This window comes from Nocardioides sp. ChNu-153 (assembly GCF_030466625.1).
Classification (GTDB): domain Bacteria; phylum Actinomycetota; class Actinomycetes; order Propionibacteriales; family Nocardioidaceae; genus Nocardioides.
Genome location: NZ_JADEVT010000002.1, coordinates 345900 through 368429 on the forward strand (window position 1 = coordinate 345900; position 22530 = coordinate 368429).

Below are 22530 nucleotides of genomic sequence, written 5' to 3' on the forward strand. Positions count from 1 at the left end.
GGGTGGCGGCGTCCGCCGCACGGGTGCCGGCCGTGCTGCCCGCCGTGCTGCTGCTCCTGGCGCTGGCCGCCGGGTGCGTCCGCCTGCCCGACTCGGGCGAGGTGACCGTGCCGACGGAGCGGCCGGGGCAGGAGGCGACGGCGGGCCTCGACTACGTGCCCCCGGGGCCCACGCCGGGCGAGTCGCCCGACGAGATCGTCGCCCACTTCCTGGGCGCCATGCGCGCGACCTCGCGGCAGACCAGCGTGGCCCGGTCCTTCCTCACCGCCGAGGCCGCCGGCTCCTGGACGCCGGAGGACCGCACGATCGTCTACGAGGACCTCGGGCGGCCCACGGGTGGCTCCCGGGTCACGACGCGTCTCGAGGGCGCCGCCGAGCTCGACGCCCGGGGGCAGTGGGTGGACGACCCGGCGTCGGCGTCGCGGTCGCTGACGTTCGAGCTCGCGCCCGAGAACGGGGAGTGGCGCATCGCGGCGCTGCCGGACGCCCTCGTGGTGCCGCGGTCGTGGTTCGAGGCCCGCTACCAGCCCGTCGACCTCTACTTCCTCGACCCCTCGGGCCGGATCCTCGTGCCGACGCCGGTGTTCCTGCCCGGCGGCTCGCAGCTGCCGGCGCGCACCGTGGCCGCGCTGCTCCAGGGCCCCCCGCCCGGCAGCGAGGGCGTCGTGACCACCGCGCTCGGCTCGGCGGCGCACCCGGGGTTGTCGGTCGAGGTCTCGCCCACCGGGGTCGCCGACGTGCGTCTCCCCGCGGACGGGGACGGCGAGGAGGGCGACGCGACGGCCGCCCTCGACGAGGGCCTCAGCGAGGCCATGGTCGCCCAGCTGGCGTGGACGCTGCGGCAGCTGCCGTCGGTGGCCCGCGTCCGCGTGAGCGTCGACGGCGTCCCGCTGCGGGTCCCCGACGGGGAGGACTCCTTCGCGATCGGCGCCGGCGAGCGGTTCGGTCCCGGCGCGGTGGGCGCCGACCCGGACCTGTTCGGCCTGACGCCCGAGGGCGCGGTCGTCCGCGTGCGCGAGCGGCGACTGCAGGCCGTCCCGGGCACCGAGGCGCTGCAGGCCGCGGGCGTGCGCACCCTCTCGGTGAACCTGTACGGCGACCGCGTGGCCGGGCAGGCCGGCGACCGGGTGCTGCTCACCGCGCTCGACGAGCCGGACACCGCTCCCGTCGAGGTCCCCGCGGCGGGCGAGGCGGTGCTCGCGTGGGACTTCGCCGACCGCACCTGGGTGCTCGACGGCGGCGACCGGGCCCGGGTGCGCGTCGTCAACCAGGGCAGTGTCGAGGCGGTGGCCGTCCCCGGCGTCACCGGCGAGCGCGCCACGCGGCTGCTGGTCTCGCGCGACGGCTCCCGCCTCGTGGCCGTGGTCGGGGAGCCGGGGGAGCAGCGCGTCGTCGTCTCCCGTGTGCGCTACGACGAGCGCGGCGGCGTCGTGGGCGTCGTCCCGGGCACCACCGTGCTCGACCTGCGGGAGGCGAGCGCGGCGGCCCCGGGCACGACCGACGCCGGCACCGCCGCCCCCGTCACCACCGGCGTCGTGCGCGACGTCGGCTGGCGCTCGCCGACCGGGCTCGTCGTGCTGACGGGGCTCGGCGACGACCTCGTCGAGCTGCGCCAGCTGCCCGTGGACGGGGCGCCGGTGGACTCCGGCACCACGACGCTCCTGGTGACCACCGCCCAGCGCCTCGTCGCGTCCAGCGCCCCGGGCAGCGACCTGCTGCTCGTGGGCCCCGGTGGTGTCGAGGCGTACGACGGGGAGCGCATCACCGGTGTCGACGCCGTCCCGGACGTCGCCGCCCTGACCTACGTCGGCTGACGGGCCTGGGTCCGCACGGGCCCGTCCTGCACGGGCCGGTCCTGCACGGCCCGGTCCTCCACAGGCTGCCGCTGCGGCGGTGGCCCGGGTGCCCGGGCGGTGGTGGGATCAGCGTCGTGGACCGCCCTCCAGCCCCGCTAGCCCCGCCGTACCCCGCCGAGGCCCGGCCGGGGTGGTTCGGCGACGCGGTCGTGGACCTGGTCGCCGGCAGCACCTGCCTGGGCTGTGCGCGCCCCGGGCGGCTGGTCTGCCGGGCCTGCAGCGCGACGCTGGCCGTGCCGCCCGCCCCGGCCGTCGTGCGGCCGTGGCCCCGCGGCCTCGGGCCGGTCTGGTCGGCGGCGCCGCACGCCGACCTGCCGCGCGCGCTCGTCGTCGGTCACAAGGAGCGTGCCCAGCTCGGTCTGCGGCGGCCGCTGGCGGACCTGCTCGCGGGGGCCGTGGCCGCCGGCGCGGCGGCGGCGCTCCGACCGGGGACGGCTGCGGGCACGGCTGCGGGCACGGCGGCGGTGCCGGCCGGGCGGCTCCTGCTCTGCCCGGTGCCGTCCCGGCCGGGCACCGCGCGGCGGCGGGGCCACGACCCGCTCCGGACGCTCGTGCGCGGCGCCGCGGCCCGTCTGCGGGGCCGCGGGTGGGACGTCCGGGCCGTCGACCTGCTGGTCGCGGGCCGGGCGCGGGACCAGGGCGAGCTCGGTGCGCTCGAGCGCCAGCGCAACCTGCGGGGCACGATGCACTGCCCCAGCCCCCGCCTCGCCCGCTCCCAGCGCGCCTGCCCCCGGGCGTGGGTGGTGGTGTGCGACGACGTCGTCACGACGGGCTCGACGCTCGTCGAGGCGACGCGCGCGCTGGCCGCGGTCGGCGTACCGGTGCTGGTCGCGGCGACGGTGACGTCCACCCCACGGCGGGGTGGCGCCGCGGTGACCGGCCGGGGGTGATCGGGCGGCGCGTTCCCTTCCGTGGGGTGGGGGCGCCGACTAACGTCTCCACATGGAGTCCGCCCGGGTCCGACCTCGCGTCGCCCCGGCACGCCGTGCCTGCCCGCAGGCGCGACCCCGGCCCGCCGGCGAGCCGCTGACGGCCGCCGACCCGCCGACGGCCCCCGCACCTGGTGCGGGCGCGCGGACCCCGTCCACCGACCGGGAGCGCGGCGCCGACGGTGGCCCGCGCGTGCGTCCGCGAGGCGGTCGCCCCGGAGACTGACACACCACCACCAGGAGGTTCCGCATGGACATCGTGGTCACCGGCCGGCACTGCGAGGTGACGGACGGATTCCGTTCGCACGTCGAGGAGAAGCTGTCCCGCCTCGAGAAGCACGACCACCGCATCATCCGGATGCAGGTCGAGGTCTCGACGGAGAAGAACCCGCGTCAGGCGGAGAGGTGCGAGCGCGTCCAGCTCACGGCGTTCTCCAAGGGTCCGGTGGTGCGGGCGGAGGCCGCGGCCGACCACAAGATGGCGGCGCTCGACCTGGCGCTCGACAAGATGGCGTCGCAGATGCGCAAGGCGGCCGACCGCCGCCGCATCCACCGCGGGCGCCACCAGCCCGTGTCGGTCGCCCAGGCGCTGGCCGCCACCGCGGTGGAGCCGCTCGCGCCCGAGCCGGTCGAGGAGCCGGTCGCCGCCGGTGGCGCGGAGCGCCACCAGGTGGGTCCCCTGACCGTCGAGGGCGACGGGCCGCTGGTCGTGCGCGAGAAGGTGCACCCGGCGGAGCCGATGACGCTCGACCAGGCCCTCTACGAGATGGAGCTGGTCGGCCACGACTTCTACCTGTTCGTCGACAAGGCGAACGACCGGCCGTCGGTGGTGTACCGGCGGCGCGGCTACGACTACGGCGTGATCGCCCTCGACGTGGGCCACGGCCTCGACGAGGTGGACCCGAGCGTCGTCGCGGCGGGGCACGCCGGGGGCTGAACCCGCCGCCCGTGCGAGGATGCCGCGCGTGACCACCTCCGCCCGGGCCTCGGGGCCTGATCCCGAGGCCGCGCCCGTGCGCGTGCTGGTGGTCGACGACCACGAGCTGTTCCGCCGGGGCCTGACGATGCTCCTCGGCGTCGACGGCGGCATCGCGGTGGTCGGCGAGGCCGGGGACGGCGAGGAGGGCCTGCGTCTGGCGACGAGCACGACGCCGGACGTGGTCCTCCTCGACGTCCGCATGCCGAAGGGCTCGGGCATCGCGGCCTGCAAGGCCATCAAGGACGCGGTCCCGGCCGCCAAGATCATCATGCTGACGGTCTCCGACGAGGAGGCCGACCTCTACGAGGCGGTGAAGAGCGGCGCCTCGGGCTACCTGCTGAAGGACTCCTCGATCGACGAGGTGGCGCAGGCGGTGCGGGTCGTCGCCGACGGCCAGTCGCTCATCAGCCCCTCGATGGCCGTCAAGCTGCTCGACGAGTTCAAGCACATGTCGCAGGGGGAGCGCACCCCGTCGGCGAACCTCAAGCTGACCGAGCGCGAGCTCCAGGTGCTGCGCCTCGTGGCGACGGGCATCAACAACCGCGAGGTCGCCAAGCGGCTGGAGATCTCGGAGAACACGGTCAAGAACCACGTGCGCAACATCCTGGAGAAGCTCCAGCTGCACTCGCGGATAGAGGCCGTGATGTACGCGGTGCGCGAGAAGCTGCTCGACCCGCCCCCGTGAGCGCCCGTCCCGAGCAGCTGTCGGCCGCCCAGGCCCGCCGCGTCGCCCTCGCGGCGCAGGGCTTCACCGACCGCCGCCACGCCACCCCGACGCTGCGCACCTTCGACCGCGTGCTGCGCCGCACCGGGCTGCTGCAGATCGACTCCGTCAACGTGCTGCAGCGTGCGCACTACATGCCGCTGTACGCCCGGATGGGCGCCTACGACGTCGGCATGCTCGACCGCGCGGCCTCCCGCGCGCCGCGCCGGGTGGTGGAGTACTGGGCGCACGAGGCGGCGTACGTGCCCGTCGAGCTGTGGCCCCTCATGGAGCTGCGCCGGACGGCCTGGCGGGAGCGCTACGCGCGCGAGGGCATCGGGGTGGAGCGCCCCGACCTGGTACGACGCGTGCTCGCCGAGGTCGCGGACCGGGGGGCCGTGACCTCGCGCGAGATCGACGAGGGCGCCCCGCGCCGCAAGGACCACTGGGGCTGGAACTGGTCGGACACCAAGCGGGCGCTGGAGATGCTGATGCGCACCGGCGAGCTCGCGGTGGCGGGGCGGACCGTGTCGTTTGAGCGGCGCTACGACCTGCCCGAGCGGGTGCTGCCGGCCGCCGTCCTGGCCGCGCCCGTGCCGGACGAGGCGGACGCCGTGCGCGAGCTCGTGCGCCGCGCGGCGCGCAGCCACGGGGTGGGGAGCACCGCCTGCCTGGCCGACTACTTCCGTCTGCGGATCGCGCCGACCGCGCGGGCGGTCGCCGAGCTCGTCGAGGCGGGGGAGCTGCGGCCCGTGCGGGTGCGCGGGTGGGAGGCGCCGACGTACCTCCACCACGAGGCCGCGCTGCCGCGCCGGGTCGCCGCGCGCACCCTGCTGAGCCCCTTCGACCCCGTCGTGTGGTTCCGGCCCCGGGCCGAGGCACTGTTCGACTTCCACTACCGCATCGAGATCTACGTCCCGGCCGACCAGCGGGTGCACGGCTACTACGTGCTGCCCTTCCTGCTCGGTGACCGCGTCGTGGGCCGCGTCGACCTCAAGGCCGACCGCGGCGCGGACGGCGGTGCCGGGCGCCTGCTCGTGCACGCCGCGTTCGCCGAGCCGGGCGCGCCGGCCGACACGGCCGAGCAGCTGGCGGCGACGCTGGACGACCTGACGGCCTGGCTCGGCCTGGCCCGGGTCCGGGTGGGGGACCGCGGCGACCTCGCCCCCGCCCTGGCCGCGGTCGTCGGTGCGGCTGCCGGGCGGGGTGAGCGGCGCGGGTAGCATGGCGGGCGCGTCCGTCGCGCCCCGCGACGCCTGCGAGCGACCTACCGCAACCTGACCAGGAGTTCCATCCCGTGGCGATCATCGACAAGCTGCTGCGAGCCGGCGAGGGCAAGATCATCCGACAGCTCGAAGCCGTCGCCTCCGCCGTCAACTCCATCGAGGACGACTACGTCGCGATGAGCGACGAGGAGCTGCAGGGCCAGACGGCCGACTTCAAGAAGCGGCTGGAGAACGGCGAGACCCTCGACGACCTCATGCCCGAGGCGTTCGCGACGGTCCGCGAGGCCGCCAAGCGCGTCATCGGCCAGCGCCACTACGACGTCCAGCTCATGGGCGGGGCCGCGCTCCACCTCGGCAACATCGCCGAGATGAAGACCGGTGAGGGCAAGACGCTCGTCGCCACCCTCCCGACGTACCTCAACGCCCTGTCGGGCAAGGGCGTCCACGTCGTGACGGTCAACGACTACCTGGCGAAGTACCACGCGGAGTGGATGGGGCGCGTGCACCACTTCCTCGGCCTCACGACCGGCGTGATCCTGCCGTCGATGCGTCCCGAGGCGCGCCGCGAGGCCTACAACTGCGACATCACGTACGCGACGAACAACGAGCTGGGCTTCGACTACCTGCGCGACAACATGGCGACCTCGGTCGCCGACTGCGTGCAGCGGGGCCACAACTTCGCGATCGTCGACGAGGTCGACTCGATCCTCATCGACGAGGCCCGCACGCCGCTCATCATCTCGGGCCCCACGCAGGACGAGGTGAAGTGGTACGGCGAGTTCGCGCGCATCGTCAAGAAGCTGCACCGCGACGTCGACTACGAGGTCGACGAGAAGAAGCGCACCATCTCCGTCCTGGAGCCGGGCATCACCAAGGTCGAGGACCACCTCGGCATCGAGAACCTCTACGAGGCGGCGAACACGCCCCTCATCTCGTTCCTCAACAACTCGATCAAGGCCAAGGAGCTGTTCCACCGCGACAAGGAGTACGTCGTCGCGAACGACGAGGTGCTCATCGTCGACGAGCACACGGGCCGCATGCTGTCGGGCCGCCGCTACAACGACGGCCTGCACCAGTCGATCGAGGCGAAGGAGGGCGTGAAGGTCCGCGAGGAGTACCAGACGCTCGCCACCATCACGCTGCAGAACTACTTCCGCCAGTACGAGAAGCTCTCGGGCATGACGGGCACGGCCCTCACCGAGGCCGCCGAGTTCGACAAGATCTACGAGCTCGGCGTGGTGCCCATCCGCACCAACAAGCCGCCGAAGCGCATCGACCAGCCCGACCTCGTCTACCGCACGGAGAAGGCGAAGTACGAGGCCGTCGTCGCCGACATCGAGGAGCGCCACCTCAAGGGCCAGCCGATCCTCGTCGGCACCGTCTCGGTCGAGAAGTCCGAGCTCTTGTCGTCGATGCTGAAGAAGCGCGGCATCCCGCACTCGGTCCTCAACGCGAAGTTCCACTCCGACGAGGCCAAGATCGTCGCCCAGGCGGGCCACAAGGGCGCCGTCACGGTCGCGACGAACATGGCCGGCCGCGGCACCGACATCATGCTCGGCGGCTCGGTCGAGTTCCTGGCCGACGCGGAGCTGCGCAAGAAGGGTCTCGACCCGGTCGAGGACAACGAGGCCTACGAGGCCGCGTGGCCCGAGACGCTCGAGCGCATCAAGAAGCAGGTCGCCGACGAGCACGACGAGGTCCGCGAGCTCGGCGGCCTCTACGTCATCGGCACCGAGCGCCACGAGTCGCGCCGCATCGACAACCAGCTGCGGGGTCGTTCCGGCCGTCAGGGCGACCCGGGCGAGTCGCGCTTCTACCTCTCCCTCGAGGACGAGCTCATGCGCCTGTTCAAGGCGGAGTGGGTCGACCGGGTGATGACCGTGATGCGCGTGCCCGACGACGTCCCGATCGAGGCCAAGCGCGTCACCAAGACGATCGCGAACGCCCAGGGCCAGGTCGAGGCGCAGAACTTCGAGTCCCGCAAGAACGTCCTGAAGTACGACGACGTGATGAGCCGCCAGCGCGAGGTCATCTACCGCGAGCGCCGCCAGGTGCTCGAGGGCGAGGACCTCTCCGAGCAGGTGCGCGGCTTCATCGAGGACACCGTCACCAGCTACGTCATGTCGGCCACGCAGGAGTACCCGGAGGACTGGGACCTCGAGGCGCTGTGGACCGCGCTGCGCCAGCTCTACCCCGTCTCGCTCGACGCGGACGAGCTCGTCGAGAAGGCCGGCGGTCGCGCGGGCATGAGCCGCGAGGACCTGGCGGCCGACCTGGCCAAGGACGCCCTGGCGGCGTACGACGCCCGCGAGGCCGAGGTGGGCGGCGAGGTCGTGCGCGAGCTCGAGCGGCGCGTCGTGCTGACCGTGCTCGACCGCAAGTGGCGCGAGCACCTCTACGAGATGGACTACCTGCGCGACGGCATCTACCTGCGCTCGTACTCGCAGCGCGACCCGCTGGTGGAGTACCAGCGCGAGGGCTACGACATGTTCGGCGCGATGATGGACGGCATCAAGGAGGAGGCCGTCGGCTACCTCTTCAACCTCGACGTCCAGGTCGAGGAGGCCCCGGCCGAGGCGCCCGCCGAGGCCGAGGCGGAGGTCGTCACCGACCCGGCCCTCGCCGGTGCGGTGGAGCTGACCAAGCGCCAGCCCATCATCCGGGCCAAGGGTCTCGAGCCGTCGCGCAAGCCGCAGGGCCTGACCTACACGGCCCCGTCGGAGGACGGCGAGGCCGTCATCCAGCGGGAGGCCGTGACGAAGGCGGACGACCCGTACGCCGACGCCGGTCGCAACGACCTGTGCCCCTGCGGCTCGGGCAAGAAGTACAAGCGCTGCCACGGCGCGCAGGGCGGCCCCACGGGGCTCACCGCCCGCGTCAACGGCTGACGCACCAGCACGCACACCGACGACGAGCGCCGGGTCCCCACGGGGGGCCCGGCGCTCGTCGCGTCCTGCGGCGCAACGGGTGGTCAGGCGAACTCGAGCGCCGTGCAGGTCCACCGCTCGTCGGCACGCTCGAAGCGGGCCGCGACGGCGCGGGAGCGACCGCCGTACCGCACGTGGGCGCACACCTCGGCGGTGCCGGGCCCGACGAACCCCACGTGGACGCTCAGCACGTGCGGGCGCACCGTGGAGCGGCTGCGGCCCGCGCCGTGGTGGACGCTGGCCCGCGCGACGAGCTGGCCGCGGCGCTCGAGGTCGAGGTAGACCGCCCGCGCGGTCCAGCGCAGCAGCTGGGTCGCCGGGCGGTCTCCGCCCGCGATCTCGACGGCGGCCTGCACGTAGCGGTGCGCCCAGCGCTCCAGGTCGCGGCGCGTGCGCAGGTCGGCGTCGCCGGGCATTCCCGCGCCGGGACGGGCGGCCGCGGGCGCCACGCCCGCCTCCCGGGGGCGTCGTCGCGGGGCGGCGGGCGGGTCCATCTCGGGCACCAGGTCGAGCGCCAGGGTGCCCTGCAGGCTGGCCCGCAGGGGTACGACGGGGCGCGGGCCCGGCAGGGCGGTCACGGTGCCGCGGCGACGTCGGGTCGGGTCGGTCATGGCGGTCCTCCTCAGGGCGCGCGGTGCGGGGTCGGGGCGGTGGGCAGCGCAGCGCTCAGGTCGAGCCGCTGGCCGGGCAGGATCAGGTCGGGGTCGTTCCCCACGACGCCGCGGTGGGCGGCGTGCAGGCGCACGACGGCGGCGGCGACGTCGGCGTCGCTGCTGCCGGGGGGCAGGTGTGCTGCGGCCAGGTCCCACAGTGTGTCGCCGGGGACGACCGTGTGGGCGCCGGTGGCCCGGGCCGGCCCCGGAGAGGTGGCGGGCGGCGGCACTGCCGGGGCAGCCGGGCCAGCCGGGCCAGCTGGGTCGGCCGGGGCAGCCGGGCCGGCTGGGTCGGTCGGGGCGCCGAGGGCGCCGGCGGCCGCGCCCTCGAGCGGGCGGTCGGGCAGCGGGAGGCCGTCGAGCAACGCACTCACCGGCGGGTCGCCCCCCGCCACCGCCCCGCTGGCGGAGCCGTCGCCGGGCGTGGCGTGGGCGGCGGGGGCGACCGCGGCGGACAGCACGACCACGCCGCAGGCGGCGAGCACCCAGCGGCGCAGGGCCTCCGGGCAGCCGGTGCGCCGGCGCTCGCGCCCCCGCAGCGCGTCGAGCGCCACGAGGGTCACGACGCACCAGCACCAGGGGGCCGCGAGGAGCAGCACGGCCGCGGCGAGGGCGGTGAGGAGCTCGCCGTACCCCACCGGGGCGCCGGAGAGGACCGGCAGGGCGGGGCCGAGGCTCGCCCAGGCGAGGACGAGCAGTCCCGCGAGGGCGGTGGTGGCGCCGGCCCAGACGGCGAGGACGCGTCGGGGCGACGCTGCGCTGAGGTGTGACATCCCGAGAACCTTTGCGTTTGCGTCTGTTTGCATCATCTAAAGGCGACTAGGACGCGGTGTCAACGGCTTGTCAACAGGCTGGCGCCGGCACACCGCGCGGTGCGAGGCTCCACCCCGTGCGCTGGGAGGAGCAGGTCTTCGCGCTGTTCGACGACCTCGAGCAGCAGGCGGCCGTCGCGTTCGAGCGCGAGCGGGCGGCCGAGGTGGCAGACCGGGCGCGGGCGGAGTACCGCCAGGTCACGCTGGCGAGCCGGCTCATGGCGTCGCTCGAGGCGGAGGTCGTGCTCGACGTGCGGGGGCCCGGTGCGGTCGCGGGCCGGCTTCGCCGGGTGGGGGACGGCTGGTGCCTCGTCGAGACGCCGCGCAGCGACTGGGTGGTGCGGACGGAGACCGTCGAGCTGGTGCGGGGCGCCTCGGAGCGCTCGCGCCCGGAGTCGGCGTGGTCGGTGGTGCACCGCCTCGGCCTGGGCTCCGCGCTGCGGCGCCTCTCGGAGGCGGGGGAGCGCTGCGTGCTGCACGCGGTGTGCGGCGCCCGGACGGAGGGCGTCCTGCTCCGGGTGGGGGCGGACTTCGTCGAGGTCGGCCGGGGCGAGCCCGTGCGCGGCCGCACCCCGGAGGTCGCCCTCGTGCCGTTCGCCGGGCTCGCCGCGGTGCAGAGCGAGCAGCGGGGCGCGGTCTAGCCGATCAGGTGGCGTCGGCGTCGTACGGCGGGAGCTCGCCCGGCTCGAGGGGTCGCATGCCCGCGCGCTGCGGCTTGGCCTCCTCCTCCTCGGCCAGGGCCTCCATCACGTGCTTGCGCACGATGACGCGGGGGTCGAGGTCGCGCAGCTCGAGGTCGGCGTACTCCGGCCCGAGCTCGGTGCGCAGGTCGTCGCGGGCGGTCGTCGCCATCCGGCGGAGCTGGCGCAGCATCTGCCCGGCCTGGCGGGCGACCTCCGGCAGCTTGTCCGGGCCGAGCACGATCATCGCGACGAGCGCGATGACCGCCAGCTCGGGGATCCCGACGCCGAACACCGGGTCAGAACTTCGCGGTGGGCGTGAGACCGAGCTGCATCCCGGCGAGGCCGCGGCCCCGACCGGTGAGCGAGCGGGCGACCTCGAGCAGCTCCTGCGCGGCGGGCGACGTCGGGTCCGACTCCACGATGGGCTTGCCGGAGTCGCCGCCCTCGCGCAGCGACGGGTCGAGGGGCACGCGGCCCAGCACGCGCACGTCGTACCCGAACCGCTCCGAGAGCGTGGCCGCGACGCGGTCGCCGCCGCCCGTGCCGAAGATGTCCAGCTTCTCGCCCTGGGGGCTGAGGAAGAAGCTCATGTTCTCGACGACGCCCACGACGCGCTGGTGCATCATCGACGCCATCGTGCCGGCGCGCTCGGCGACCTCCGCGGCCGCCTCCTGCGGGGTCGTCACGACGAGGACCTCGGCGTTCGGCAGGTGCTGGCCCAGCGAGATCGCGATGTCACCCGTGCCCGGGGGCAGGTCGAGCAGCAGGGCGTCGAGGTCGCCCCAGTAGACGTCGGAGAGCATCTGCACGAGCGCCCGGTCGAGCATGGGGCCGCGCCAGGCGACGACCTGGTCGCGCCGCGGCTTGAGCATGCCGATGGAGATGACGGAGACGCCGGACGGCGTGGGCACCGGCATGATCAGGTCGTCGACCTGGGTGGGGCGCGCGTCGGCGACGCCCAGCATGGCCGGCATCGAGTGGCCGTAGATGTCGGCGTCGACGACGCCGACCTTGAGGCCCTGCTGCGCCATCGCCAGCGCGAGGTTGACCGTGACGGACGACTTGCCGACACCGCCCTTGCCGCTGGCGATCGCGAACACGCGGGTCAGCGAGCCGGGCTGGGCGAAGGGGATCTCGCGCTGCGCCTGGCCGCCCCGCAGCGTGCTCTGCAGGTTCGAGCGCTGCTCGGCGTTCATGACGCCCAGCTCGACGGCGACGCCCGTGACGCCGGGGAGCCCGCCGACCGCCGCGGTCACGTCCCGGTTGATCGTGTCCTTCAGCGGGCAGCCCGCCACCGTCAGCAGCACCTTGACGCGGACCTGGCCGTCGGGGTCGACCGCCACGTCGTCCACCATGCCGAGCTCGGTGATGGGGCGCTTGATCTCGGGGTCGTTGACGGAGCCGAGGGCGGTGGTGACCTGCTCGACGCTCGGCGTGCCTGCCGGCGGGGTGGCGCTCATGCCCCCAGCCTATCCGTCGCGCCTGCGACGACCGCCCTCGGTGCCCTCGTCGGGGGAGCGCTCCGAGCCGCTCTCGCGCTCGTCGCCGTCGCCGAGCTCGGCCAGCAGCGCGCGCAGCTCGCTGCGGACGAAGTCGCGCGTCGCGACCTCCCCGACCGCGAGGCGCAGCGAGGCCACCTCGCGGGCGAGGAACTCCATGTCGGCGTGGGCGCGGGCGTTGGCCCGGCGGTCCTGCTCGGCGACGACCTTGTCGCGGTTCTCCTGCCGGTTCTGCGCCAGCAGGATCAGCGGGGCGGCGTACGAGGCCTGCAGGCTCAGCATCAGCGTGAGGAAGATGTAGGGGAACGGGTCGAACTGCCACGCGTCGGGCGTCGCGACGTTCCACACCACCCACACCACGACGAACAGCGACATGTAGAGCAGGAAGCGCGCCGTGCCCATGAACCGCGCGAACTGCTCGGCGAAGCTGCCGAACGCGTCGGAGTCGTAGGACGGGCGCCGCACGAGCGGACGGCGCGCGTCCTGGGGGGTGTCGAGGCGACCGCGGTCGCGGCCCTGGTCGCGGGCGCTCACCGGCGCTCACCCCGCTCCGCCGCGCGCTCGCGCCAGTCCTCCGGCAGGAGGTGGTCGAGGAGGTCGTCGACGGTCACGGCGCCGAGCAGGCGGCCCTGCTCGTCGGTGACCGGGGCGGCGACGAGGTTGTACGTCGCGAGGTGGGCCGCGACCTCGTCGATGTTGGCGTCGGGCCGGATCGGGTCGAGCGAGGGGTCGATGGCCGACGCGGCGAGGCTCGAGGGCGGCTCGCGCAGGAGGCGCTGGATGTGGGCGGCACCCAGCAGCTTGCCCGTCGGCGTCTCCAGGGGCGGGCGGCACACGAACACGAGGGCGGCCAGGGACGGCGTGATCTCGGCGTTGCGGGCGTGGGCGAGCGCGTCGGCGACCGTCGCGTCGGGGGAGAGGATGACCGGCTCGGGCGTCATCATCGCGCCGGCGGTCTCCTCGGCGTACGCCATCATGCGCCGCACGTCGGCGGCGTCCTCGGGCTCCATCAGGGCCAGCAGCTGGGCGGCGGTGTCGTCCGGCAGCTCGGCGATGAGGTCGGCCGCGTCGTCCGGCGACATCTCCTCGAGCACGTCGGCGGCGCGCTCGGAGTCGAGCAGCTCGACCACCGCGACCTGGTCCTCCTCCGACATCTCCTCCAGGATCACGGCCAGCCGCTCGTCCGGCAGCGCCAGCACCACGGATCGCCGGCGCTCGGGCGGCAGCTCGTGGATGGTGCGCGCGGCGTCGGCGGGCCGCATCTCCCCGATGGCGGTGAGCAGGCGCGTCGCCCCCTGGGCGTCGTCGCGGCGCCCGAGGCCCTCGACCTCGCCCCACTCCACGACGTGGGTCTGGCCGCGGCGCCGGAAGGTGCGCGAGGACTCCCGCACGGCGATGCGCGAGACGAACCAGTCACGGGTGCGGCTCTGCTCGACCGCGATGTCGAAGACCGTGCCGGTCACGCCGGTGTGGCGCAGCGTCACGCGGCTGTCGAGCATCTGCGCGATCACGAGGATCTCGGTCGGCCGCTGCTCGAAGCGGCGGACGTTCAGCAGCCCCGTGGTGGCGACGTGGTCCGCCTCGATGGCGAGCACGCGCGTCATGGGCAGGAACACCCGCCGGCGGCCGAACACCTCGGTGACGAGACCGACCGCGCGGGGCGGGCCACCGTCGCTGCGCAGCACCACGACGACGTCGCGCACCTTGCCCACCTGTTCGCCCTGCGGGTCGAAGACCGGCAGTCCGAGCAGGCGGGCGGCGTACACGCGCGGGGTCGGGGAGCTCACGGCGCAACGCTACCGCTAGGCCGCCGGGCCGCACGCCACGCGGACGGGGCCTGTGGTCTCGCCGTACTGAGCGGTAACATCGCCGGGGGCGCGAGCCACTACGCTGCGCCCAGCCCCTGCCCCCGTGCGGAAGGAACACCATGGCCCGGCTCTGCCAGACCGACGGCTTGACCGATGTCCAGACGGAGATCGTCAAGGCCGTGCGCCAGTTCGTCGAGGACAAGATCATCCCGGTCGCGACCGAGCTGGAGCACGCGGACGAGTACCCCACGGAGATCGTCGAGGGGCTCAAGGAGCTCGGGGTGTTCGGCCTGATGATCCCCGAGGAGTACGGCGGGCTGGGGGAGTCGCTGCTCACCTACGCCCTGTGCGTGGAGGAGATCGCCCGCGGCTGGATGAGTGTCTCGGGCGTCATCAACACCCACTTCATCGTCGCCTACCTGCTGATGAAGCACGGCACGGACGAGCAGAAGCAGAAGTACCTGCCCCGCATGGCCACCGGCGAGGTGCGCGGCGCGTTCTCGATGTCGGAGCCCGGGCTGGGCTCGGACGTCTCGGCCATCACGACCAAGGCGACGAAGCGCGACGACGGGTCGTACTCGATCACCGGCCAGAAGATGTGGCTGACGAACGGCGGCTCCTCCACGCTCGTCGCGGTGCTGGTGAAGACCGACGAGGGCGCGGACAGCGTCTACAAGAACATGACGACCTTCCTCGTGGAGAAGGAGGCCGGGTTCGGCGAGACCGCCCAGGGCGTCACCATCCCCGGCAAGATCGACAAGATGGGCTACAAGGGCATCGACACCACGGAGATGATCCTCGAGGGCCACGAGATCTCCGCGGACCAGGTGCTGGGCGGGGCGCCGGGCCAGGGCTTCTCGCAGATGATGGACGGCGTCGAGGTCGGCCGCGTGAACGTCGCGGCCCGCGCCTGCGGCATCGCCAACCGCGCCTTCGAGCTCGGCACCGCCTACGCCCAGCAGCGCCAGACCTTCGGCAAGCCGATCGCCGAGCACCAGGCGATCCTGTTCCGGATCGCCGAGATGGCCACGAAGGTCGAGACCGCCCACACGATGATGGTGCGCGCGGCGCGGCTGAAGGACTCGGGCCAGCGGATGGACGTCGAGGCCGGCATGGCCAAGATGCTCGCGAGCGAGTACTGCAACGAGGTCGTCGAGGCGTCGTTCCGCATCCACGGCGGCTACGGCTACTCGAAGGAGTACGAGATCGAGCGCCTCTACCGCGAGTCGGCGTTCATGCTCATCGGCGAGGGCACCAGCGACATCCAGAAGATGATCATCGGCCGCTCGATGCTCAAGGAGTACCGCCAGAAGGCCTGACCGCGCGCGCCCCTCGCGGCGCCGCACCCCGCACGGCACGAGGGCCGCACCACCGTCGGTGGTGCGGCCCTCGTCGTGCGCGGGGTCGTGCGCGGGATGGTGCGGGGAACCGTGCGAGGGGCGCGGATCAGCCGGCCGTGAGGAGCACGACGAGCAGCACGAGCACGGCGACCGCCGCGATCGCCACCGCGGCGACGGCCTGCGTGCTGGGGCCCGACGAGCGGGAGGTGCCGGAGGCGCGGGAGGCGCCCGACGGTCCCTGCGGTCGGGGGGGAGCGGGACGCGGGGGAGCGGGTCGGGGGCCACCGGGCGCACCGGGGCCGCCGGGGCGCGCGCCCGGCGGGCGGATGCTGGGGTTGGAGCCGCTCGACGGTGCCGACGGCCGCTGCGGCAGGGGCCGGGCGCCGGACCCGGTGCCCCCGGTGCCCCCGGTTCCCGGACGGTGGGCCGGGTTCGACGGGCTCGAGCCGGGCAACGGTCCGCGGTGGGCCGCGTGGCTCGCGCTGGACCCGTGCGAGGGGGCGTCACCGCGGTACGGCGCGCCCGCAGGCCGCCGCGCCCCGGCGGGACCGCCGGGGCCGGCAGGCCCGGTAGGCGCGGAGGGACGGGGCGGGAGGCCCGTCGCGGGACGCGAGCCGCCGTCGGCACCCGTGCCGCCCGTGCCGCCCGTGCCCACGGTCGGCCGGCCGAGGCCGGGCCCGGACGGGCTCGAGCCACGGCTGGGCGTGCCGCCGACGGGGCCGGGGCCCCGCCCGGCGGGACGCACGGCGGGGGCGCCGGGCAGCGTCGGCTCGCCGAGGTCGGGCACCAGTCGCAGCTCGGGCTGGGTGCGGGCGCGGTCGACGACCGTGCGCAGGTCGCGGCGCATCGACGCCGCGTCGGGGTAGCGGGCCGCCGGGTCCTTGGCCATCGAGCGGCGCAGCACGGCGTTGACGATGCGGGCCATCGGGTCGCCCTCGACGAACTGGGGGACGGGCTCGCTCAGGTGCGCCAGCCCGACCTCGACGTCCGTGCCGTGGTACGGCGGGCGCCCCGCCAGCGCGGTCCACAGCACGCAGCCGAGCGCGTAGATGTCGCTCGCGGGCGTCGCGGCCTCGCCGCGGCACCGCTCGGGCGCCATGTAGCCCATCGTGCCCGCGACCGACCCGGCGACCGTCAGCCCGGGCTGGCCGCCCTGGGCGATGCCGAAGTCGCACAGGTAGGCGTGCAGGTCGTCGCTGCGGTCGCGCAGGAGCACGTTGCTGGGCTTCACGTCACGGTGGATGACGCCCGCCTTGTGGGCGTCGTGCAGGCCACCGGCCGTCTGCGCCACGATCTCGGCGGCCTCCCGCACGGGCATGCCCTCGCCCTGCTTGATCGCCTGGCCGAGGTCGCCCCCGGTGACGTACTGCGTCGCGATGTAGAGGCAGCCGTCCTGCTCGCCGTGGTCGTAGATGTGGATGATGTGCACCGAGTCGAGCCGGGCGAGCACCGAGGCCTCCCGGACGAACCGCTCCTGGTAGTCACCCTGGGCGGCGTACTGCGGAGCGAGCACCTTGAGGGCGACCGTGCGTCCGAGGCCGGCCTGCTCCGCGGCGTACACCACGCCCATGCCGCCCTGGCCGATCTGGTCGGTGACGCGGTAGGAGCCGAACTTGTCGCCCACTTCGGGGAACTTCGCCACGTCGGCCTCCTTCGCTCGTCTGCGTGCCGGCGCCGGTGGGGACGCGTCGGGGGAGGGAGGACGCGTCGGCCCGTGGCCGTGCTGCCCGGCGACCGTATCCCACGGCGGTCCCCGTCAAACGCACCGACCGCGCCGCGCGGGCGGCGGCGGGGACGGGCGGCTCAGGAGGTCCAGCGCAGGGTCGCGATGATCGCGCCCACCTCGGCCTCGGAGGCCGCCGACGGGGTGTCGGCCGCCTGGCTGATCGTCATGGTGTGGACCGTGGTGCCGCGGACGGTGATGAACTGGTGGACGTCGTAGGGCTGGCCGCCGGGCGCCAGCAGCGTCGCCGACTGGTAGGCGGCGTTGACGCCGTCGATGCCCACGACGGTGCCCATCTCGACGTCGGTCGCGCCGACCTGCTCCAGCGCCTGGCTCGAGCCCACCATCACCTGGCCGAGCGTCGTGCCGGACGGCACCGCCTCCTCGACCGTGTTGACGTTGTGGGCGAAGGTCCCTTCGGGCGAGGCGTCGACCACCACCGAGGTGAACGAGGCGGACGCCTCCTGCGTCTCCCACCCCTCCGGCACGCGGTAGGTGAACGCCCCCGCGTCGATCGTGGGTCCGGTGACCGGGTCGGCGGTGGCGGCGGCGGGGTACGGCGCCGCGACCGGCGCGCCGTCGTCGCCGGTCGTGTCGGTCGCGTCCTCGGCGGGCTCGGTGGGCTCGTCGCTCGCGTCGTCGGTGGCGTCGGTCTCCTCCGGTCCGGCGCTCGTGGTGGCGTCCTGCGACGCGGCGGTGTCGTCGGGCTCGTCGTCGCCGCCGCGGACGAGCAGCCCCACGGTCACCGCGGTCACCGCGACCACGGCCACCACCGCGGCGACCGCCCAGGCGGTGGCCCGGCGACGGGCGCCCCCGGGGGCGCCCGGGCCGGCGCCGGTGGCCGGCTGCGGGAACGCGGTGCTCCCGCCCGTCCCGTGGCCCGTCCCGTGGCCCGTCCCGCGACCCACACCGGGCGGCAGCGGGGGCAGGGCGCCGTTCGGGTGGGTCGGGCCGGCCGGCGGGGTGGCGGGTGGGGTGGCGGGTGGGGTGAGTGCCGACGGCGGTCCCTGGCGGCGCGCGGTCGCCGCGACCTCCCGCAGCGCGTCGCGCATCGCGGTGGCGTCGCCGTACCGCTGGGCCGGGTCCTTCGCCAGGCTGCGGCGCAGGACCTCGTTGAGCGGGCCGAGCACCACGGGGTCGCCCGGCAGCTGGGGCACGGGGGCCTGCAGGTGCTGCACGCCGACCTCGACGTCGCTGCCGCGGTACGGCGCGTGGCCCGTCACGGCGGCCACCAGGACGCAGCCGAGGGCGTAGACGTCGGCGGCCGGCGTCGCCGCCTCGCCGCGGCAGCGCTCGGGGGCGAGGTAGGAGATGGTGCCGGCCACCGCGCCGGCGGTGGTCAGCCCGCTGCCCGCGGCCTGGGCGATGCCGAAGTCGCAGAGGTAGGAGAAGGGGTCGCTGCTCCCCGCCCGCAGCAGGATGTTGCTCGGCTTCACGTCGCGGTGGAGGATCCCGGCGCGGTGGGCGTCACCCAGCGCGTCGGCCACCTGGGCGGCGATCGTCGCGGCGGCCGGCAGCGGCAGCGCGCCGTGGGTGGCGAGCATGCGCCCGAGGTCGCCGCCCCCGACGTACTGCGTCGCGAGGTAGAGGCAGCCGTCGATCTCGCCGTGGTCGTAGACGTGGATGACGTGGGGGGAGTCGAGCCGGGCGAGCGCGGCGGCCTCGCGCCCGAAGCGCTCCCGGTAGTCGGCCTGGCGGGCCAGGTGGGGTGCGAGCACCTTGAGCGCGACCGTGCGGTCGAGCCCGGCCTGCCGGGCGGCGAACACCACGCCCATGCCGCCCTCGCCGATCACGCCCGTCACCAGGTACGGCCCGAACGTCTCACCCACCTGCGGGTACTGCGCCACCGCTCGTTCCCCCGTCCTCGCACCGACCGCCCGGTCGGCGGCGCCGCCCGTGCCGGCACCGCGACCCATCATCGCCCACCCCGCCGACCCTCGTGGCCGGGGAGCCGTGCCGTCGGTCATGATGACCCGCATGCCGAAGACCAACCCCGGGAACTTCTTCGAGGACTTCGCCCTCGGTCAGGTGATCGAGCACGCCACGCCGCGCACGATCACCGAGGGCGACCGCGCGCTCTACGGCGCGATCTACCCCACGCGCTTCGCCGTGCCGTCCTCGGCGCGGTTCGCCGCCTCGGTCGGGCTGACGCCCGCCCCGGTGGAGGAGCTGCTGGCCTTCCACGTGGCCTTCGGCAAGACGGTGCCGGACGTGTCGCTCAACGCGGTCGCGAACCTCGGGTACGCCGAGTGCCGGTTCCACCGCCCGGTCGTCCCCGGCGACACGCTGTCCACGCGGTCCGAGGTCATCGGGCTGAAGGAGAACTCCAACGGCCGCACCGGCGTGGTGTGGGTGCGCTCGACCGCCACCGACCAGGCGGGCGAGGTCGTCATCGACTGGGCCCGGTGGGTGATGGTGCACAAGCGCGACCCCGAGGCGCCGGCGCCGGAGACCGTCGTGCCGCGGCTGGCCGACGCCGTCGCCGTCGAGGACCTCGTCGTGCCCGCCGGGCTCGACTTCACGTCGTACGACGTGGTCGCCGCCGGGGAGCCGCACCGCCTCGGTGACTACGAGGTGGGGGAGCGCATCGACCACGTCGACGGCGTCACCCTCTCCGAGGCCGAGCACATGATGGCCACCCGCCTGTGGCAGAACACGGCCAAGGTGCACTTCAACGCGGAGGCCCGGCCCGACGGCCGGCGCCTGGTCTACGGCGGCCACGTGATCTCCCTGGCCCGCGCCCTGTCGTTCAACGGCCTCGCCAACGCCCAGCTCGTCGCCGCGATCAACGCGGGCGCGCACACGGCCCCGGCGTTCGCGGGCGACACCGTCTACGCGTGGTCCGAGGTGCTCGACGTCGCCGAGACGCCGGCGCCCGGCGTGGGTGCCCTGCGCCTGCGCCTCGTCGCGACCAAGGGCCGCGACGAGACGATGACGCTGCGCGGCGAGGACGGCAAGCACGCCCCCGGCGTGCTGCTCGACCTCGACTACTGGGCGCTCGTCCCGCGCTGAGCCGACGGGGCCCGGCTCGGCACCGGGCTCAGAGCCGGCCCAGCTCCTCCTCGAGGTCGTCGAGCCCGAGGGCGCCCAGCGACAGCGCCGCCATGTGCCACGCCTTGAGGTCGAAGGCGTCGCCGTGCGCGGCCCGCGCGGCCTCGCGGCCGGCCAGCCAGGCGCGCTCGCCGAGCTTGTAGCTGATGGCCTGGCCGGGCCAGCCGAGGTAGCGCACGATCTCGGAGTCCATGAAGTCGCCCGGCCGCCCCGAGTGCATCCCGAAGAACTCGCGCGCCAGCGCGGGTGTCCAGGTCTCGCCGGGGGCGAGCGGGGAGTCGTCGGGGATGCGGTAGCCGAGGTGCATGCCGATGTCGATGACGACGCGGATGGCCCGCATGACCTGCGCGTCGAGGTAGCCGATCCGCGTCTCGGCGTCGAGGTGGCCCAGCTCGTCCATGAGGCGCTCGGCGTACAGCGCCCAGCCCTCGGTGGCGCCGCTGGAGGACCCCAGCGTCGTCTGGTACGTCGAGAGGCTCGGCGCGACGTGCACCCACTGGGCCAGCTGGAGGTGGTGGCCCGGGACGCCCTCGTGGTACCAGGTGCTGACGAGGTCGTAGACCGGGAAGCGCGTGCGCCCGAGCGTCGGGAGCCAGGTGCGGCCCGGACGGGCGAAGCCGATCGACGGCCGGGTGTAGTACGGCGCCGCGGCGCTGCCGGGGGGCGCGATCATCGCCTCGACGGTGCGCAGCGGGGGAGCGATGTCGAAGTGGGTGCCGTCGAGCTCGGTGATGGTGCGGTCCATCATCGCCTGCAGCCAGTCGCGCACCTCGTCGACGCCCTCGACCGCGCGGCCGTGCACGTCGAGGTGGCGCATGGCCTCCACGGGCGAGGCGCCGGGGAGGATCTCGTCGGCCAGCACCTCCATCTCGGCGCGGATGCGCCGCACCTCCTCCCAGCCCCACGCGTACGTCGCGGCCGGGTCGATCGTCGCCCCGGCGACGCGGCGGGCGCCGAAGACGTAGCGGTCCTCGCCCACGGCGTCGGGGGTGCCGGCGGCGGCGGGCAGGTAGGTGCGGGCGAGGTAGGCGCGCAGGTCCCTGACCGCGGCGGCCGCCCGGTCGGCGGCGGCGCCCAGCTCGGCGCCCAGCGTCTCCGGGCCGCCGGCCACGAAGCCGTGGAACCAGGACGCGGGCCCGGCGGTCCAGGCGTCGAGCTGGCCCACGAGGGTCTCGACCTGCAGGGGCGCCGCGAGCAGGCCCCGGCGGCGGCCCTCCTCGAGCGCGGCCGTCCACGACGTGTAGGCGTCGGGGACGCGGCTCATCCGCCGCGCGACGGTCGCCCAGTCCTCCTCCGTCGCGGTCGGCATGACGTCGAAGGTGCTGCGCACCGACTGGGCGGGACCCATGAGGTTGCGCACGGTGCGCAGGTGCTCGCCCCGCTCGAAGGCCTCGACCTCGACCCCGAGGCGGTCGCGCAGCAGGCGGGCGCAGCGCGCCTCGAGCTCGTCGTGCGCGGCGCCGTCCCGCTCGAGCGCCGTGAGGTCCGCCAGCGTGCGCCGCGCCAGGTCCGCGCGGGCGGCCGCGCCGTCGGGGGACAGGTCGGGGAGGCGGTCCTCGTGCTCGACCAGGCCGATGCTGCTGCTGACCAGCGGGTCGAGCTCGCCGACGGCGTGCAGGTAGGCGTCCGCGAGCGCGCGTGGCGTGGCGGGGGTGGGCGGGGTGACCGGGGTCGAGGGTGCGTCCGACATGCTCCCATCCTGCAACCGGCCCGCCTGCGCCCCGCGGCGGGCCCCGGGGGAGGATCGGGGACATGGCGATCCTCATCGTGCGGCACGGCGAGACCGAGTGGAGCCGCGACGGGAGGCACACGTCGGTCACCGACCTGCCCCTGACGCCGGTGGGCGAGGAGCAGGCCCGGGCGCTGGCGCCCCGGCTGGCGGAGCGCGACGTGGCCCTGGCGCTGACCAGCCCACGGGCGCGGGCACGTCGTACCGCTGCGATCGTCGGGTTCGGGGCGGCCGAGGTGGACGAGCGGCTGGTCGAGTGGGACTACGGCGACCTCGAGGGCCGCACCACGCCGGAGGTCCGCGAGGACCTCCCCGGGTGGACCGTGTGGACCGGCGACGTGCCCGGCGGGGAGACCGCGGCCCAGGTGGGCGCGCGGTGCGACGCCGTGCTCGCCGACGTCGTGGCGCGCGTCGACGTGCGGGAGCGCGACGTGCTGCTCGTCGCGCACGGCCACCTGCTGCGCGTGCTGGCCGCGCGGTGGCTGGGGCTGCCGCCGGACCACGGCCGCCTGCTGCGTCTCGACACGGCCCGGCTGACCGAGCTCGGGCACGAGCGCGAGCAGCAGGTGCTGCTGCGCTGGAACGCCTGACCCCGCCCCCGCCCGGTGCTTG

At 74.9% G+C, this 22530-nt stretch carries 19 protein-coding genes; 10 read left to right on the forward strand and 9 right to left on the reverse strand.

Annotated elements, in window-relative coordinates; all coding sequences use genetic code 11:
* Positions 1-2 precede the first annotated feature (2 nt).
* The 6 genes from INN71_RS05515 to secA all read left to right on the forward strand — a co-directional run bounded on the left by INN71_RS05515 (position 3) and on the right by secA (position 8581).
* The gene (locus tag INN71_RS05515) at positions 3-1814 is read left to right on the forward strand and encodes a GerMN domain-containing protein (RefSeq protein ID WP_301799822.1); all 1812 of its coding nucleotides are present in this window, start codon (positions 3-5) and stop codon (positions 1812-1814) included.
* Positions 1815-1930: 116 nt separating this feature from the next.
* Positions 1931-2746, forward strand: a complete 816-nt coding sequence (locus INN71_RS05520) for a ComF family protein (RefSeq protein WP_301799823.1) — start codon at positions 1931-1933, stop codon at positions 2744-2746.
* A gap of 289 nt (positions 2747-3035) precedes the next feature.
* Positions 3036-3722, forward strand: coding sequence for a ribosome-associated translation inhibitor RaiA (gene raiA / locus INN71_RS05525; RefSeq protein ID WP_301799824.1), 687 nt, complete (start codon positions 3036-3038; stop codon positions 3720-3722).
* Between the two features lie 19 nt (positions 3723-3741).
* Positions 3742-4449 (forward strand): response regulator transcription factor, encoded by a 708-nt coding sequence (locus INN71_RS05530; protein WP_301799825.1) that lies wholly within the window; start codon positions 3742-3744, stop codon positions 4447-4449.
* On the forward strand, positions 4446-5690 hold the full coding sequence (locus INN71_RS05535) for a winged helix-turn-helix domain-containing protein (protein WP_301799826.1): 1245 nt from the start codon (positions 4446-4448) through the stop codon (positions 5688-5690). Before INN71_RS05530 ends, INN71_RS05535 begins: the two co-directional genes overlap by 4 nt.
* A 74-nt stretch (positions 5691-5764) precedes the next feature.
* Positions 5765-8581: a preprotein translocase subunit SecA gene (gene secA, locus INN71_RS05540; RefSeq protein ID WP_301799827.1), complete on the forward strand. Its 2817-nt coding sequence runs from the start codon at positions 5765-5767 to the stop codon at positions 8579-8581.
* Between the two features lie 83 nt (positions 8582-8664).
* Here secA and INN71_RS05545 read toward each other — a convergent pair whose 3' ends face one another.
* Together INN71_RS05545 and INN71_RS05550 are read right to left on the reverse strand one after the other, a co-directional pair.
* Positions 8665-9231, reverse strand: coding sequence for an Rv3235 family protein (locus tag INN71_RS05545; protein WP_277501063.1), 567 nt, complete (start codon positions 9229-9231; stop codon positions 8665-8667).
* Positions 9232-9242: 11 nt separating this feature from the next.
* The gene (locus INN71_RS05550; protein WP_301799828.1) at positions 9243-10046 is read right to left on the reverse strand and encodes a LysM domain-containing protein; all 804 of its coding nucleotides are present in this window, start codon (positions 10044-10046) and stop codon (positions 9243-9245) included.
* Between the two features lie 116 nt (positions 10047-10162).
* On the opposite strand from INN71_RS05550, the gene INN71_RS05555 reads away from it, so the two are divergent.
* The gene (locus tag INN71_RS05555) at positions 10163-10726 is read left to right on the forward strand and encodes a hypothetical protein (RefSeq protein WP_277501612.1); all 564 of its coding nucleotides are present in this window, start codon (positions 10163-10165) and stop codon (positions 10724-10726) included.
* A 4-nt stretch (positions 10727-10730) separates the two neighbouring features.
* Here INN71_RS05555 and INN71_RS05560 read toward each other — a convergent pair whose 3' ends face one another.
* The 4 genes from INN71_RS05560 to INN71_RS05575 are packed head-to-tail and all read right to left on the reverse strand — an operon-like array spanning position 10731 to position 14054.
* Entirely contained in the window at positions 10731-11060 is a 330-nt protein-coding gene (locus INN71_RS05560) for a sec-independent translocase (protein WP_277501611.1), read from the reverse strand.
* 4 nt (positions 11061-11064) lie between these two features.
* Complete coding sequence (locus INN71_RS05565) at positions 11065-12228, reverse strand: Mrp/NBP35 family ATP-binding protein (protein WP_277501610.1); 1164 nt, start codon at positions 12226-12228, stop codon at positions 11065-11067.
* A 9-nt stretch (positions 12229-12237) separates the two neighbouring features.
* On the reverse strand, positions 12238-12801 hold the full coding sequence (locus INN71_RS05570) for a DUF1003 domain-containing protein (RefSeq protein WP_277501609.1): 564 nt from the start codon (positions 12799-12801) through the stop codon (positions 12238-12240).
* A complete protein-coding gene (locus INN71_RS05575) occupies positions 12798-14054 on the reverse strand; it encodes a CBS domain-containing protein (RefSeq protein WP_277501608.1) in 1257 nt (418 codons plus the stop codon). The genes INN71_RS05570 and INN71_RS05575 overlap by 4 nt, the downstream gene beginning before the upstream one ends.
* Positions 14055-14194: 140 nt before the next feature.
* On the opposite strand from INN71_RS05575, the gene INN71_RS05580 reads away from it, so the two are divergent.
* Positions 14195-15394 carry an acyl-CoA dehydrogenase family protein gene (locus INN71_RS05580; protein WP_301799829.1) on the forward strand — a complete coding sequence of 400 codons (1200 nt, stop codon included), beginning with the start codon at positions 14195-14197 and terminating at the stop codon, positions 15392-15394.
* Positions 15395-15521: 127 nt separating this feature from the next.
* Here INN71_RS05580 and INN71_RS05585 read toward each other — a convergent pair whose 3' ends face one another.
* Complete coding sequence (locus INN71_RS05585) at positions 15522-17057, reverse strand: serine/threonine-protein kinase (protein ID WP_301799830.1); 1536 nt, start codon at positions 17055-17057, stop codon at positions 15522-15524.
* 161 nt (positions 17058-17218) lie between these two features.
* Complete coding sequence (locus tag INN71_RS05590) at positions 17219-18985, reverse strand: serine/threonine-protein kinase (protein ID WP_277500900.1); 1767 nt, start codon at positions 18983-18985, stop codon at positions 17219-17221.
* 130 nt (positions 18986-19115) lie between these two features.
* Between INN71_RS05590 and INN71_RS05595 the strand changes: the two genes are divergently transcribed.
* Positions 19116-20150 (forward strand): MaoC family dehydratase, encoded by a 1035-nt coding sequence (locus INN71_RS05595; protein WP_277500899.1) that lies wholly within the window; start codon positions 19116-19118, stop codon positions 20148-20150.
* A gap of 28 nt (positions 20151-20178) precedes the next feature.
* Here INN71_RS05595 and INN71_RS05600 read toward each other — a convergent pair whose 3' ends face one another.
* Positions 20179-21879 carry a DUF885 domain-containing protein gene (locus INN71_RS05600; protein ID WP_277500898.1) on the reverse strand — a complete coding sequence of 567 codons (1701 nt, stop codon included), beginning with the start codon at positions 21877-21879 and terminating at the stop codon, positions 20179-20181.
* A 62-nt stretch (positions 21880-21941) separates the two neighbouring features.
* Between INN71_RS05600 and INN71_RS05605 the strand changes: the two genes are divergently transcribed.
* Positions 21942-22508, forward strand: a complete 567-nt coding sequence (locus INN71_RS05605; protein ID WP_277500897.1) for a histidine phosphatase family protein — start codon at positions 21942-21944, stop codon at positions 22506-22508.
* Positions 22509-22530 lie beyond the last annotated feature (22 nt).